The organism is Streptomyces sp. NPDC007945 (assembly GCF_042958885.1).
GTDB lineage: Bacteria > Actinomycetota > Actinomycetes > Streptomycetales > Streptomycetaceae > Streptomyces.
In genome coordinates this window covers 183641-197904 of the sequence record NZ_JBIBJV010000007.1, presented here as the reverse complement: position 1 = coordinate 197904, position 14264 = coordinate 183641, and the positions used below count along the sequence as shown (strand labels likewise).

14 protein-coding genes are annotated in these 14264 nt (G+C 73.3%); 9 read left to right on the top strand and 5 right to left on the bottom strand.

What is annotated here, in order from left to right:
* Positions 1–167 precede the first annotated feature (167 nt).
* From argC to ACFZCF_RS23235, 5 genes are read left to right on the top strand one after another with little or no spacing between them, the layout of a single operon-like run.
* Positions 168–1196: an N-acetyl-gamma-glutamyl-phosphate reductase gene (argC, locus tag ACFZCF_RS23255; protein WP_391288483.1), complete on the top strand. Its 1029-nt coding sequence runs from the start codon at positions 168–170 to the stop codon at positions 1194–1196.
* Positions 1193–2359, top strand: coding sequence for a bifunctional glutamate N-acetyltransferase/amino-acid acetyltransferase ArgJ (argJ, locus tag ACFZCF_RS23250; protein ID WP_391288481.1), 1167 nt, complete (start codon positions 1193–1195; stop codon positions 2357–2359). The genes argC and argJ overlap by 4 nt, the downstream gene beginning before the upstream one ends.
* A complete protein-coding gene (gene argB, locus ACFZCF_RS23245; protein ID WP_388446966.1) occupies positions 2356–3261 on the top strand; it encodes an acetylglutamate kinase in 906 nt (301 codons plus the stop codon). Before argJ ends, argB begins: the two co-directional genes overlap by 4 nt.
* Positions 3258–4472: an acetylornithine transaminase gene (locus ACFZCF_RS23240; protein ID WP_391288479.1), complete on the top strand. Its 1215-nt coding sequence runs from the start codon at positions 3258–3260 to the stop codon at positions 4470–4472. The genes argB and ACFZCF_RS23240 overlap by 4 nt, the downstream gene beginning before the upstream one ends.
* 7 nt (positions 4473–4479) lie before the next feature.
* Positions 4480–5016 (top strand): arginine repressor, encoded by a 537-nt coding sequence (locus ACFZCF_RS23235; RefSeq protein WP_388446959.1) that lies wholly within the window; start codon positions 4480–4482, stop codon positions 5014–5016.
* 15 nt (positions 5017–5031) lie between these two features.
* On the opposite strand, the gene ACFZCF_RS23230 is transcribed toward ACFZCF_RS23235, so the two are convergent.
* The 3 genes from ACFZCF_RS23230 to ACFZCF_RS23220 all read right to left on the bottom strand — a co-directional run bounded on the left by ACFZCF_RS23230 (position 5032) and on the right by ACFZCF_RS23220 (position 7569).
* On the bottom strand, positions 5032–5724 hold the full coding sequence (locus ACFZCF_RS23230) for a L,D-transpeptidase family protein (RefSeq protein WP_391288477.1): 693 nt from the start codon (positions 5722–5724) through the stop codon (positions 5032–5034).
* A 38-nt stretch (positions 5725–5762) separates the two neighbouring features.
* Positions 5763–6368, bottom strand: a complete 606-nt coding sequence (locus ACFZCF_RS23225; RefSeq protein ID WP_388446953.1) for a pyridoxamine 5'-phosphate oxidase family protein — start codon at positions 6366–6368, stop codon at positions 5763–5765.
* Between the two features lie 61 nt (positions 6369–6429).
* Complete coding sequence (locus tag ACFZCF_RS23220) at positions 6430–7569, bottom strand: hypothetical protein (protein WP_391288474.1); 1140 nt, start codon at positions 7567–7569, stop codon at positions 6430–6432.
* Positions 7570–7860: 291 nt separating this feature from the next.
* On the opposite strand from ACFZCF_RS23220, the gene argH reads away from it, so the two are divergent.
* Positions 7861–9291, top strand: a complete 1431-nt coding sequence (argH, locus tag ACFZCF_RS23215) for an argininosuccinate lyase (protein WP_391288472.1) — start codon at positions 7861–7863, stop codon at positions 9289–9291.
* A gap of 31 nt (positions 9292–9322) precedes the next feature.
* Here argH and ACFZCF_RS23210 read toward each other — a convergent pair whose 3' ends face one another.
* A complete protein-coding gene (locus ACFZCF_RS23210; RefSeq protein ID WP_391288471.1) occupies positions 9323–9832 on the bottom strand; it encodes a hypothetical protein in 510 nt (169 codons plus the stop codon).
* A gap of 86 nt (positions 9833–9918) precedes the next feature.
* On the opposite strand from ACFZCF_RS23210, the gene ACFZCF_RS23205 reads away from it, so the two are divergent.
* A complete protein-coding gene (locus ACFZCF_RS23205) occupies positions 9919–10470 on the top strand; it encodes a TetR family transcriptional regulator (RefSeq protein WP_391288469.1) in 552 nt (183 codons plus the stop codon).
* Entirely contained in the window at positions 10467–12029 is a 1563-nt protein-coding gene (locus ACFZCF_RS23200) for an MFS transporter (RefSeq protein WP_391288467.1), read from the top strand. Before ACFZCF_RS23205 ends, ACFZCF_RS23200 begins: the two co-directional genes overlap by 4 nt.
* 72 nt (positions 12030–12101) lie before the next feature.
* On the opposite strand, the gene ACFZCF_RS23195 is transcribed toward ACFZCF_RS23200, so the two are convergent.
* On the bottom strand, positions 12102–12725 hold the full coding sequence (locus ACFZCF_RS23195) for a lysophospholipid acyltransferase family protein (RefSeq protein WP_382837667.1): 624 nt from the start codon (positions 12723–12725) through the stop codon (positions 12102–12104).
* Positions 12726–12998: 273 nt separating this feature from the next.
* Between ACFZCF_RS23195 and ACFZCF_RS23190 the strand changes: the two genes are divergently transcribed.
* Positions 12999–14180 carry a glycerophosphodiester phosphodiesterase family protein gene (locus ACFZCF_RS23190; protein WP_391288465.1) on the top strand — a complete coding sequence of 394 codons (1182 nt, stop codon included), beginning with the start codon at positions 12999–13001 and terminating at the stop codon, positions 14178–14180.
* Positions 14181–14264 lie beyond the last annotated feature (84 nt).

Genomic DNA, 14264 nt, shown 5'->3' with positions numbered 1-14264 from the left:
CTGAAGACCCGTCGACCGGCTTCCTCCGCCTGTCGACGACCTGTGCCAATGGGGTCTTCGCCCGTCAACTGCGACCTCGGTCACGCGGACCGCGCCCCGGCCCCACCGCTTCGTTGCATAACACTACGGCCTCACGTATAGTCATGCCATCCATGAGGAGGGTATTGATGACGGTACGAGCAGCAGTGGCGGGCGCGAGCGGATACGCGGGCGGGGAACTCCTGCGCCTCCTCCTCGCCCACCCCCACGTCGAGATCGGCACGCTCACCGGCCACTCCAACGCCGGACAGAGGCTCGGCGGCCTCCAGCCGCACCTGCTGCCGCTCGCCGACCGCGTCCTCGCGCCCACCACCGCCGAGGAGCTCGCCGGACACGACGTCGTCTTCCTCGCCCTCCCGCACGGCCAGTCCGCCGCCGTCGCCGAACAGCTCGGCCCGGACGTCCTCGTCGTCGACATGGGCGCCGACTTCCGGCTGAAGGACCCGGCCGACTGGGAGACGTACTACGGCTCCCCGCACGCCGGCACCTGGCCCTACGGCCTCCCCGAACTTCCGGGCGCCCGCACCGCCCTCCAGGCGTCCAAGCGCATCGCCGTGCCCGGTTGCTACCCCACCGCCGTCTCGCTCGCCCTCTTCCCGGCGTACGCGGACCGGCTCGCCGAACCGGAGGCCGTGATCGTCGCCGCCTCCGGCACCTCCGGCGCCGGGAAGGCGCTCAAGCCGCACCTCCTCGGCAGCGAGGTCATGGGCAACATGACCCCGTACGGCGTCGGCGGCGGCCACCGGCACACCCCCGAGATGATCCAGAACCTCTCCGGCCCGGCCGGCGAACGGGTCACCGTCTCCTTCACCCCCACCCTGGCCCCGATGCCCCGCGGCATCCTCGCCACCTGCACCGCCGCCGCCAGGCCCGGCACGACCGCCGACGCCGTGCGCGCCGCCTACGAGAAGGCGTACGCGGACGAGCCGTTCGTCCACCTCCTCCCCGAGGGCCAGTGGCCCGCGACGGCGTCCGTCCACGGTTCCAACGCCGTTCACGTCCAGGTCGCGTACGACGCGAACGCGCACCGGATCATCGCGATCAGCGCCATCGACAACCTCACCAAGGGCACCGCCGGCGGCGCGGTGCAGAGCATGAACATCGCCCTCGGCCTTCCCGAGGACACCGGACTCTCCACGATTGGAGTCGCTCCATGAGCGTCACCGCAGCGCAGGGATTCACGGCGGCGGGCATCGCCGCCGGGATCAAGCAGAACGGCAACCCGGACCTGGCCCTCGTGGTCAACACCGGGCCGCGCCGCGCCGCCGCGGGAGTCTTCACCTCCAACCGCGTCAAGGCCGCCCCGGTCGTCTGGTCCCAGCAGGTCCTCGCCGACGGCGAGCTGACCGCCGTCGTCCTCAACTCCGGTGGCGCCAACGCCTGCACCGGCCCGCAGGGCTTCCAGGACACCCACGCCACCGCCGAGAAGGTCGCCGAGGTCCTCAGCGGCCAGGGCGCCGAGGTCGGCGCCGGCGAGGTCGCCGTCGCCTCCACCGGCCTCATCGGCGTCCTCCTCCCCATGGACAAGCTCCTCCCCGGCGTCGAGAAGGCCGCCGCCGAACTCTCCGCGCACGGCGGCGAGAAGGCCGCCATCGCCATCAAGACCACCGACACCGTCCACAAGACCGCCGTCGTCTCTCGGGACGGCTGGACGGTCGGCGGCATGGCGAAGGGCGCGGGCATGCTCGCCCCCGGCCTCGCCACCATGCTCGTCGTCCTCACCACCGACGCGGACGTCGACGCCAAGGGCCTGGACGCCGCCCTGCGGGCCGCCACCCGGCTCACCTTCGACCGGGTCGACTCCGACGGCTGCATGTCCACCAACGACACGGTCCTCCTGCTGGCCTCAGGCGCCTCCGGCGCCACCCCCGCCCAGGACGACTTCGCCGAGGCCGTCCGGGAGGTCTGCGCCGACCTCGCCCGCCAGCTCATCGGCGACGCCGAGGGCGCCAGCAAGGACATCCGCATCGAGGTGGTCAACGCGGCCACCGAGGACGACGCCGTCGAGGTGGGCCGCTCCATCGCCCGCAACAACCTCCTCAAGTGCGCCATCCACGGAGAGGACCCCAACTGGGGCCGCGTCCTCTCCGCCATCGGCACCACCGCCGCCGCCTTCGAGCCCGACGAGCTGAACGTCGCCATCAACGGCGTCTGGGTCTGCCGCAACGGCTCCGTCGGCGAGGACCGCGACCTCGTCGACATGCGCTACCGCGAGGTCGTCATCACCGCCGACCTCGCCGCCGGCTCCGAGTCCGCCGTGATCTGGGCCAACGACCTGACCGCCGACTACGTCCACGAGAACAGCGCGTACTCGTCATGACCAACGCCACGCGGAAGCACACCGCCCTCCCGAAGGCCCAGACGTTGATCGAGGCGCTGCCCTGGCTCACCCGCCACCACGGCAAGACCGTCGTCATCAAGTTCGGCGGCAACGCCATGATCGACGAGGAGCTGAAGGCGGCCTTCGCGCAGGACGTCGTCTTCCTGCGCCACGCCGGCCTCAAGCCGGTCGTCGTGCACGGCGGCGGCCCGCAGATCAGCGCCGCCCTCGACCGGCACGGCATCGTCAGCGAGTTCAAGGCGGGCCTGCGGGTCACCACCGAGGACGCCATGGACGTCGTGCGGATGGTGCTCGCCGGCCAGGTCCAGCGCGAGCTCGTCGGCCTGCTCAACCAGCACGGCCCGCTCGCCGTCGGCCTCACCGGCGAGGACGCCCACACCATCACGGCCGTCAAGCACCGGCCGGAGATCGACGGCGAACGCGTCGACATCGGCCGCGTCGGCGAGATCACCGCCATCGACACCGGCGCCATCCAGGCGCTCCTGGAGGACGGCCGCATCCCGGTCGTCTCCTCCATCGCCCGCTCCCAGGACGACGGACATGTCTACAACGTCAATGCTGATACGGCGGCTGCGGCACTCGCTGCGGCGCTGGGCGCCGAAACGCTGATGGTCCTGACCGACGTCGAGGGCCTCTACGAGGACTGGCCGAACAGCGACGAGGTCATCAGCCGGCTCACCGCGAGCCAGCTGGAGAAGCTGCTGCCCGAGCTCTCCAGCGGCATGGTCCCCAAGATGGAGGGCTGTCTGCACGCCGTACGGAACGGGGTCACCACGGCCCGCGTGATCGACGGACGCGTCCAGCACTCCATCCTGCTGGAGATCTTCACCGACGAGGGCATCGGCACCATGGTCGTGCCGGACGGACAGGGGGAAGCATGAGCAACCAGCGGCTGACCGAGCGGTGGCAGGGCTCGCTCATGGACAACTACGGCACCCCCCGCCTGCCCCTCGTCCGCGGCGAGGGCGCCAAGGTGTGGGACGCCGACGGCACCGAGTACCTCGACTTCGTCGGCGGCATCGCCGTCAACGCCCTCGGCCACGCCCACCCGGCCGTCGTCGAGGCCGTCACCCGCCAGATCGGGAGCCTCGGCCACGTCTCCAACCTCTTCGTCGCCGAACCGCCCGTCGCGCTCGCCGAGCGGCTGCTCCAGCTCGCCGGCCGCCCCGGGAAGGTCTTCTTCTGCAACTCGGGCGCCGAGGCCAACGAGGCCGCGTTCAAGATCGGCCGGCTCACCGGCCGCACCCACATGGTCGCCACCGAGGGCGGCTTCCACGGCCGGACCATGGGCTCCCTCGCCCTCACCGGCCAGCCCGGCAAGCAGGGCCCGTTCCTGCCGCTGCCCGGTGACGTCACCCACGTCCCGTACGGCGACGTCGAGGCGCTGCGCGCCGCCGTCACCGAGGAGACGGCCTTCGTCATCATCGAGCCCGTCCAGGGCGAGAACGGCGTCGTCGTCCCGCCGCCGGGCTACCTGAAGGCGGCCCGGGAGATCACCCGCGCCACCGGCACGCTCCTCGTCCTCGACGAGGTGCAGACCGGCATCGGGCGGTGCGGCCACTGGTTCGAGCACCAGGCCCACGAAGGCGTCGACCCGGACGTCGTCACCCTCGCCAAGGGCCTCGGCGGCGGCCTGCCGCTCGGCGCCACCGTCGCCTTCGGCGCGGCCGCCGAGCTCTTCGCCCCCGGCCACCACGGCACCACCTTCGGCGGCAACCCGGTGGCGTGCGCCGCCGGCCTCGCCGTCCTGGACACCCTCGGCGCCGACGCGGCCCTCGACCACGTCAAGGCCGTCGGCGAGCGCCTGCGCTCCGGAACCGAGGCCCTGGGGCACCCACTGGTCTCCCACGTCCGTGGTGCGGGGCTCCTGCTGGGTATCGTGCTCACCGAGCCCCTCGCGCCCCAGGTGCAGCAGGCGGCTCAGGACGCCGGCCTCCTGGTGAACGCGCCCGCCCCCGACGTCGTACGGATCATGCCCCCGCTGGTCCTCACCGACGCCGAGGCGGACACCTTCCTCCGGGTGTTCCCGGCCGTCCTCCAGCAGGCGTACGAGGCGTACGAGGCGAACGGGCAAGGAACGACCGGAGAATGAGGCGACGATGACCGACGCGCAGGGGAACGAGCCCGGAGGGCCGTCGGTCCCGCAGACCCGCACCGCCCGCCACCGCAGGATCGTCGACATCCTCAACCGGCAGCCGGTGCGGTCGCAGAGCCAGCTCGCCAAGCTCCTCGCGGACGACGGGCTGAGCGTCACCCAGGCGACGCTCTCCCGCGACCTCGACGAGCTGGGCGCGGTGAAGATCCGCAACACCGGCGGCGAGCTGATCTACGCGGTCCCCAGCGAGGGCGGCTTCCGCACCCCGCAGGCCCCGCTCGGCGAGTCCGCCAAGGAGGAGCGGATGCGCCGCCTCTCCGGGGAACTCCTCATCTCCGCCGAGGCGTCCGCCAACCTCGTGGTGCTGCGCACCCCGCCGGGCGCCGCCCAGTTCCTCGCGTCGGCCATCGACCAGGCCGAGCTCCACGCCATCCTCGGCACCATCGCGGGCGACGACACCCTGCTGCTCATCTCCCGCGACCCCACCGGCGGACAGGCCCTCGCCGACCACCTGCTGCGGCTGGCGCAGAAGGGCAACTGAGCCCGTCCTGCCGGTTCAGTACCGCACGATCGCCGTCGGACCCCGCCGGGTGCCGACGGCGATGTGGGGGCGCCGTCCCGGATCGGCCCAGGCGAGGATCGCCCGCATCGCGTCGGCCGGGACGGAGACGCAACCGGCCGTCGGGCCCCCGCCGTTCACGTGCAGGAAGATCCCGGCGCCGCGCATCCGCACGGGGCGGGCGTAGTTGAAGCCGATGACGAGAGCGTGGGCGTACTGCGTCCCGTACGCGACGATGTGCTCCGCCTCGGCCGGGCGGCAGTCCGCCGGGAGCTTCTCCACCCAGCGGTTGTAGGAGCGCGAAGCGTTGTCCTGGCACCACCAGGAGTCCTCGGTGGCCCGTACGTACCGGTAGCGGGTCCCCGCCGGCGCGGGCCGGATCCCGAAGGCGTACGGGAGGTCGTACAGGCCGGTCGGCGTGGTGTTCGTGCCCTGCCGCCGGGTGGCCCCCTCGGCCAGCCCGTTCGCGCCGAACCGGGCCGCCGCGGAGCCGGCCCGCACCCACCGCCCGCCCCGCCGGTCCCACCAGGTCAGCGTTCCGGTGGTGGCGGCGGCGTCGGGGGCGACGGCGGTGATCAGCTGGGAGCCGCCACCGGTGTCCGCCATCCGCGCGGGCAGCGGCGCGGGCGGACGGGCCGGGGCGGACGCGAGGGAGAGCAGCACGGCGCCGAGCGCGAGGAGGGTACGCATGGCGGCGACGCTAGGCCGCCGCTCCCGCCGCGGCGAGGCTACTGGGCCGACCGGGGGAGCGGCGGCAGCGGCAGCGGGAGGGCGGGCAGTCCGTCGAGACTGGTGCCGATGTGCTCCTTGCCCTCGCAGTAGGTGTTGAACTCCTCCTCCGTCTTCCGGTTGAAGAAGTCGGCGTGCAGTGAGCGTTCCTCGCGGTACTCCATCACCGGCACGGCGAACCCGCACGAGTCGCTGATCCGCCGCGCGTGCACGAGGACGATCGCCCGCGCGCTGATCTGGTCCTTGACGGCCTCCTCCGGGAACCGGGCGAAGAGCTCCGCCCAGCGCGGGTCGTCCCGCAGCACGACCTCGCCCTCGCCGTGCACCCGCACCACGGTCGGCGGGCCGGAGAAGGACGTCCACATGACGGTGATCCGTCCGTTGCCCGGCTCGCGGAGGTGAGCGACCGTCTCGGCGGTGCTGCCGCCGAAGTCGACGTAGGCGAGGGTCAGTTCGTCGACGACGACGAGGGTGCCCCGGCGGCCCTTGGGCGAAAGGTTGACGTGCCCGTCCCCGGAGAGCGGGGCGGTGGCCACGAAGTAGAGGGGCTGGTCCTCGATGAAGGCCCGAAGCCGCCCGTCGATACGGTCATATGTTTTTCCCATGGGCTCATCCTCCCTGGTGGGGACGGCTCCTGACGAGCCGTTCCGGGAGCGGGCCCGCGCCTCAGGACCGCAGGGCCCGCCGAGCCTCCCGCACGACCGCGGGTTCGGGGTCGTCGAGCAGCGCCTCCATCCGCCGGGGCTCCACGGCGTCCAGCAACCGCAGCCCGGCCACCGCCGAGGCCCGCACCCGGCCGCTCCGATGGCCGGTCAACTCCCGCAGCAGCGGGGCGTCCACGCTCCGCGACCCGCACTCGCCGAGCCCGAGCGGCGCCCGGTCCGGAACGTCGGGGCCCGCGCAGGCGGTCCGGTACGCGGCCACCGGATCCCCGCCACCCTGCCGCAGCACCCAGCGGGCGCAGGCCCGGGTCCGCCCCGAACGGTCGTAGAGGTACGGCTCCGCCTCCGCGTGCCGGCCCGCCCCGCGCAGCGCGGTGACCCCGGCCGCCCGCACCCGCCCGAACCGGGCCCCCAGCAGGACGGGCACGGTCACGTCCGGCTCGTCCGCCGCCACCGCGGCCGAGGCGGCCCGCTCCTGCACCAGGGGGTCGTGGTCCCCGGCGGCGACCAGGGCGAGACCGAGGCCGTCGTACAACCCGCGGTCGAGGGCCACGGAGAGCGCGGCCCGCCGGGTCGCGCCGTCGCGGCAGCCGGACAGCAGTCCGTCCACCCGCGCCGGGGCCGCGTCCCGCAGCAGCCCGTCGAGGAGTTCCGCCGCAGCGCCGCCCCGCAGTCGGCGGTCGAGCCGCAGGATCACCGGCGCGGTGACCGCGAGCGTCCCGGCGGAGGCGCCGGGCAGCGCCTCCCGCAGCAGCCGCAGCGCACGCGCGCGTACCGGCGCCGCCCAGTCCGCCGCTCGCACCGCGACCAGCGGCAGCAGCTCGGGCCGCCCCACCGTGTGCGCCAGCGCGGCCTCCCGGATCCGGCCGTCCGGGTCGCACAGCGCGAGCGCGAGCCGCGCCTCGGTGGGCGCCTCCCGCACCAGGTCGGCGGCCCGTTCCCACAGCCCCCGCCACCCGGGGCCGCGGACCCCGGTGAGCCATCCGTGGGAGGGCGCGAGGGTGCCGTACCGGACCGCCTGCCGCACGTCCTCGTCCAGGTCCGCCCAGGCCTTCGGCCGCGTCACGTCCAGCACCCGGTACAGGGGGAGCCCCCGCCCCAGACGCCGCACCGCCGCCTTCCGCACTTCCGTCTCGTACTCCATGCGGGGAGGCTAAGCGCGGCCCGAATCCTTCCGCCGCCGGTTTTCCTGTGAGTGCCCCCGGCGTCGGCGGCCGAGGCCGTGTCCTCGCCGTGCGGGAGCCGTTCTCCCCGGCGGAGGCGGTGCGCGGCATCCGGAAGCCGTTCGCTGGTCATGCGGCGGACCGCATCCCCGCGTCCACCCTCCGACCTCGGGTTCTGCCGCCCGAGTCGACGCTTGATTGACGAATCATGCGGAGTTCTGCATACTCATGCATCAAGGGTTTCGGATCATCGAGGCGAGGAGCAACCAGAAGTGAGCAGCAACAACGGTGACGTCCGGCTCTGGGGCGGGCGCTTCGCCGACGGTCCGGCCGAGGCCCTCGCGAAGCTCTCCGCCTCCGTCCACTTCGACTGGCGCCTCGCGCCCTACGACATCGCCGGATCCCGGGCCCACGCGCGCGTGCTCCACAAGGCCGGGCTGCTCACCGAGGACGAGCTGACCCGCATGCTGGCCGGCCTGGACCGGCTGGAGGCGGACGTCGCCGACGGCTCCTTCGTCGGCACCCTCGCCGACGAGGACGTCCACACCGCCCTGGAGCGCGGCCTCCTGGAGCGCCTCGGCGCCGAGCTCGGCGGCAAGCTGCGAGCCGGCCGGTCCCGGAACGACCAGGTCGCCACCCTCTTCCGGATGTACCTCCGCGACCACGCCCGGATCATCGGCGGGCTGATCGCCGACCTCCAGGACGCGCTGGTCGGCCTCGCCGAGGCCCACCCGGACGTCGCCATGCCCGGCCGGACCCACCTCCAGCACGCCCAGCCGGTGCTCTTCGCCCACCACGTGCTCGCCCACGTCCAGGCCCTCTCCCGGGACGCCGAGCGGCTGCGCCAGTGGGACACCCGGACGGCGGTCTCCCCGTACGGCTCCGGCGCCCTCGCCGGCTCCTCCCTCGGCCTCGACCCGGAGGCGGTCGCGAAGGACCTCGGCTTCGAGCGGGGCAGCGCGGGCAACTCGATCGACGGCACGGCCTCCCGCGACTTCGTCGCCGAGTTCGCCTTCATCACCGCGATGATCGGGGTCAACCTCTCCCGGATCGCCGAGGAGGTCATCCTCTGGAACACGAAGGAGTTCTCCTTCGTCACCCTCCACGACGCCTTCTCCACCGGCTCGTCGATCATGCCGCAGAAGAAGAACCCGGACATCGCCGAGCTCGCCCGCGGCAAGTCCGGCCGCCTCATCGGCAACCTCTCCGGACTGATGGCCACCCTCAAGGCGCTGCCGCTCGCCTACAACCGCGACCTCCAGGAGGACAAGGAGCCGGTCTTCGACTCCTGCGACCAGCTGGAGGTCCTGCTCCCCGCCTTCACCGGGATGATGGCCACCCTCACCGTCCACCGCGAGCGCATGGAGGAACTGGCCCCGGCCGGCTTCTCCCTCGCCACCGACATCGCCGAGTGGCTGGTCAGGCAGGGCGTGCCGTTCCGTGTGGCCCACGAGGTCGCCGGCGAGTGCGTCAAGGTCGCCGAGTCCGAGGGCAAGGAGCTGGACGAGCTCACGGACGAGCAGTTCGCCAAGATCTCCGAGCACCTCACCCCCGAGGTCCGCACCGTCCTCGACGTCCCCGGCGCCCTCGCCTCCCGCAACGGCCGCGGCGGCACCGCCCCCTCCGCCGTCGCCGCCCAGCTCGTCGAGGTCAAGGCGGATCTGGTCATCCAGCACGCCTGGGCCACCGCCAAGCAGAAGTAGCCCCTCGACGGGGGCGCCACCCCTCAGCGGGTCACAGCGCCGCCGCCCAGTCCGCGAGCGCGTCGAAGTCCGGCCGGAGGAGTCCGATCCGGGGGTCGACGTGCCGCAGCAGGGCGGCGGCGTCGTGGTGCCGCTCCACGTACGCGTGGTCCCTCGGCGTGATGTCGTCGTCCACCCACGCGAACGGCCGCCCCCGCGCGTACTCCAGGATGTACCGGGTCTTCCAGAACGTGCCGTGCGGCGCGGCCCCGTGCATGCTCGGCCATTCGACGAAGGGCAGCTCCGGCAGCCCCAGGCGCGGGCCGATCCACTCGTTGGCCTCGCCCTTCCACGTCGTCGCCCACACCAGCTCGTACGCCTCCGCCAGCGCCAGCAGCTCCGTCCCGTGCCCCGGGTTCAGCCACACCCGCAGCGGCTTGGTCTCGAACCAGCCCCCCGGCCGCATCCGATGCGTCGTGTACCCCTCCGGTCGGCGCTCGGCCTTCGCCGCATAGGGGTTGAGTGGTCCGTCCACGTCGATCAGCAGCAGCGGCTTCGTCATGGCCCCCAGCATTCCGCCCGCCCCCGCGGAGGGGCATCAGAATTTCATGTGAGACAAAAATGTCTCACACGGAGTATGGTTGTCTCATGCCAGTCGACCGCACCCAGGTGCTCCGCGCCGCCGCCGCCCTGCTCTCCCGCAAGGCGACCGCCACCATGGACGAGGTCGCCCGGGCCGCGGGTATCGGGCGGGCCACGCTGCACCGGCACTTCGCCGGGCGGGACGCGCTGGTGCGGGCACTGGAGCAGAGGTGCATCGAGGAGGCGGAGGCCGCCCTCGACGCGGCCCGGATCGAGGACGGCCCGGCCGACGAGGCCGTCCGGCGCCTCGTCGCCGCCACGCAGCCCGCCGCCCCGCTGCTCTCCTTCCTCGTCACCGAGAACCAACTGTTCGAGGGGGACGGGCAGAACGAGGGCTGGGCCCGGCTCGACGCCCGCCTCGCCGCGCTCTTCCGGCGCGGCCAGGAGGAGGGCACCTTCCGCATCGACCTCAGTCCCGCCTGGCTCTGCGAGGCCTTCTACGGGCTGATCAGCTCGGGCGCCTGGGCCGTCGCCGACGGCCGGGTCGCCGCCAACGACTTTTCGTACATGATCGCCGAGCTGCTGCTCGGCGGAGCGCGCAGGAGCGTGGAGAAGTGACCACCGAAACCGTCCGCCACGACAAGGGCAACGAGGAGAGCCATACCGAGGGCGTGCGCCGTCCCGGCCGGTGGCTCGCCCTCGCCGCGCTCGTCCTGGCCGTGCTGCTGGTGGCCGTCGACGCCACCGTGCTCGGCCTGGCGACCCCCTTCCTCTCCGAGGACCTCAAGCCGACCGGCACCCAGCTGCTCTGGATCGGCGACGTCTACTCCTTCGTCATCGCCGGCCTGCTGGTCTCCATGGGCAGCCTCGGCGACCGCATCGGCCGCAAGAGGCTCCTTCTCGTCGGCGCCGCCGCGTTCGGCGCCGTCTCGGTCCTGAACGCCTACGCGACCAGCCCCGAGATGATGATCGCCGCCCGGGCCCTCCTCGGCGTCGCCGGCGCGACCCTGATGCCGTCCACCCTCGCGCTGATCCGGAACCTCTTCCACGACCCGCGCGAGCGCAGCCTCGCCATCGGCGTCTGGGGCGCCATGGCCGCGGCCGGCGCCGCCGTCGGCCCGGTCGTCGGCGGCTTCCTCCTGGAGCACTTCTGGTGGGGCTCGGTCTTCCTCATCAACCTGCCCGTCATGGCCGTCCTGGTCGTCATCGGCGTCAAGCTCATCCCGGAGTCGAAGAACCCGAACCCGGGCCCGTGGGACCTCCCCAGCGTCGCCCTCTCCCTCGTCGGCATGATCGGCGTCGTCTACGCGATCAAGGAGCTGGCCTCGCACGGCCCCACCGTCGACGTGGCCGTCGCCACGCTCGTCGGCGCCGGCGGCCTCACCGGGTTCGTCCGCCGCCAGCTCACCCTGCCGGCCCCGCTCCTGGACATGCGCCTGTTCCGCAACCGCGGCTTCTCCGGCGCCGTCCTCGCCGACCTGCTGACCATCCTCGGCCTCGCCGGCCTGGTGTTCTTCCTGTCCCAGTTCTTCCAGCTGGTCCAGGGCCGCTCCCCGCTGGAGGCCGGCCTCGCCGAACTGCCCGCCGCGATCGGCTCGGTGACCGCCGGTCTGCTCGCCGGCCGGGTGGCCCGCCGCTTCTCGGTCCGCTCCGTCGTCGCCGGCGGCCTCGCCGCCATCGGTCTCGCCCTCGCGGTCCTGACCGCCATCGGGCAGACCACCGCGTACCCGGTCCTCGGCGCGAGCCTCCTCGTCGTCGGCGTCGGCGCGGGCCTCGCCTTCACCGTCACCGCCGACGTGATCCTCTCCAGCGTCCCCAAGGAGCAGGCCGGCGCCGCGTCCGCCGTCTCCGAGACCGCCTACGAGCTCGGCGCCGCCCTCGGCATCGCCGTCCTCGGCTCCATCGTGACCGGCGTCTACCGGGGCTTCCCCACCCCGCTCGGCATCCCCTCGGACGTCGCCGCGGCCGCCCACGACTCGCTCGGCGGCGCCGTCGAGGCGTCCTCGGCCCTCGCCCCGGACCGGGCCGGCGCCCTGGTCTCGGCCGCCCAGGAGGCCTTCGTCGACGGCCTGCGGATCGCCGCCGGCGTCGGCGCGGCCGTCCTCCTCGCCACCGCCGTCGCCGCCTGGTTCCTCCTCAGGGACCAGAAGCTCGCGGACGGCTCCGTCGAGCACTGACGCACCCCGCCCCACGCACGAGGGCGCCCCCGGAACGATCCCGGGGGCGCCCTCGTCGCGTACGGCCGACCGCTACGCGGCCTCCTTCGCCTTCGTGGCGTACATGTCCACGTACTCCTGGCCCGACAGCCGCATGACCTCCGCCATCACCGAGTCCGTCACCGCGCGCAGCACGTACCGGTCGCGGTCCATGCCCTCGTAGCGGGAGAACTCCATCGGCTCGCCGAAGCGGACCGTCACCTGCACCGGCCGCGGGAAGCCCGCGCCGCCCGGCTGCGCCCGGTCCGTGCCGATCATCGCGAAGGGGATCACCGGCGCGCCCGTCATCAGCGTCAGCCGCGCCACGCCGGTACGGCCCCGGTACAGCCGGCCGTCGGGGGAGCGGGTGCCCTCCGGGTAGATCGAGAAGATCTTGCCCTCCTCGATGACCCGACGGCCCGTCATCAGCGCCGCCACACCGCCCCGGCCGCCGTCCCGGTCCACCGGGATCATCCCGACGCTGGTGAAGAACCAGGCCATCAGCCGGCCCTTGACGCCCTTGCCCGTCACGTACTCGTCCTTGCCGATGAAGAAGACCTGGCGGTCCAGGCAGATCGGCATGATCATCGAGTCGATGAAGGTGAGGTGGTTGCCCGCGAGGATCACCGGCCCGGTCCCGGGAACGTTCTCGGCGCCCTCGACACGGGGGCGGAACATCAGACGCAGGATCGGACCGAGGATGGCCTTGACGATCGCGTGACGGGACAACGGTTCCTCCGGTGTCGGGCGGGCGGCTCCGGGAGCCGACGGTGCAGCACGGGACGATACTCGCGGGTCACCGCCGCGCGCACATCGGGTTCACCGAACGGACACACGGTGTTGACGCGTGTTTCCGCCACGTTCGGCCGAGGTCTGCCGCCCGTAGGGGGGCGCTGCCTACCGTCGGGTCCACCCGACGACAGGTGCGGGACATCACACAGGAGGACCTCCATGACCCAGGGCGCACCCCGGACCCCGGCCCGCCGCACGGTACTCGGAGCGGCCGGCGCCGCCGCGTTCGGCGTCTCCGCCGGGCTCGCCGCCGGCGCGGGCACCGCGCGGGCCGCCGAGACCGGCCGCCCGCACGGCCCGGGCCACGGGCACGGCCGCGGTTTCCGCTCGCTCCCCGTCCCCACCGTCATCGCACACCGGGGCGCCAGCGGCTACCGCCCCGAGCACACCCTGGGCTCCTACCGGCACGCCCTGGACCTCGGCGCCCACGTCATCGAGCAGGACCTCGTCCCCACCAAGGACGGCCACCTGGTCTGCCGCCACGAGAACGACATCACCGGCACCACGGACGTCGCCGACCACCCCGAGTTCGCCTCCCGGAAGACCACCAAGACCGTCGACGGGGTCGCCTACACCGGCTGGTTCACCGAGGACTTCACCCTCGCCGAGCTGAAGACCCTGCGCGCCGAGGAGCGCATCCCCGGCACCCGCCAGGAGAACACGCTCTACGACGGCCGCTGGACCGTCCCCACCTTCGAGGAGGTCCTGCGCTGGGCCGACGAGGAGGGCCGCCGCCGGGGCCGCGAGGTCTGGCTCCACGTCGAGACCAAGCACCCCACCTACTTCCGCTCCCTCGGCCTCGGCCTGGAGGAGCGCCTGGCGAAGCTGCTCCGCCGCCACGGCCGCCACCGCGCGGACTCCGCCGTCTTCCTCCAGTCCTTCGAGCCCGGCAGCATCCAGCGCCTGGCGAAGCTGGTCGACTCCCCGCTGGTGGTGCTGCTCTCCGGCGCGAACACCCGCCCCTGGGACTTCGTCGAGTCCGGTGACCCGCGCACCGTCGCCGACCTCGTCACCCCGGCCGGACTGCGCTGGATCGCCTCGTACGCCCAGGGCATCGGCCCCACCCTCGACCTGGTGATCCCCAAGGACGCCGCGGGCCGCCTCACCACCCCCACCACCCTGGTGCGCGACGCTCACGCCGAGGGCCTGATCCTCCACCCGTACACCCAGCGGAACGAGAACGCCTTCCTGCCGGCCGACTTCCGCAAGGGCACCGACCCGGCCGCCTACGGCGACGCCTTCGGCGCCCTGCGGCGGTACCTCGACACCGGCATCGACGGCATCTTCTCCGACAACCCCGACACCGCCCTGCTCGCGGCCGAGGACTTCCGCGCCCGCTGAGCCGGCCACCGCCCGGTCGGCGCCGCGCCGCCGTACGCCGACCGGGTGGTTCCCCCGCCGGGACGCAACCGCGTCCCCGCACCG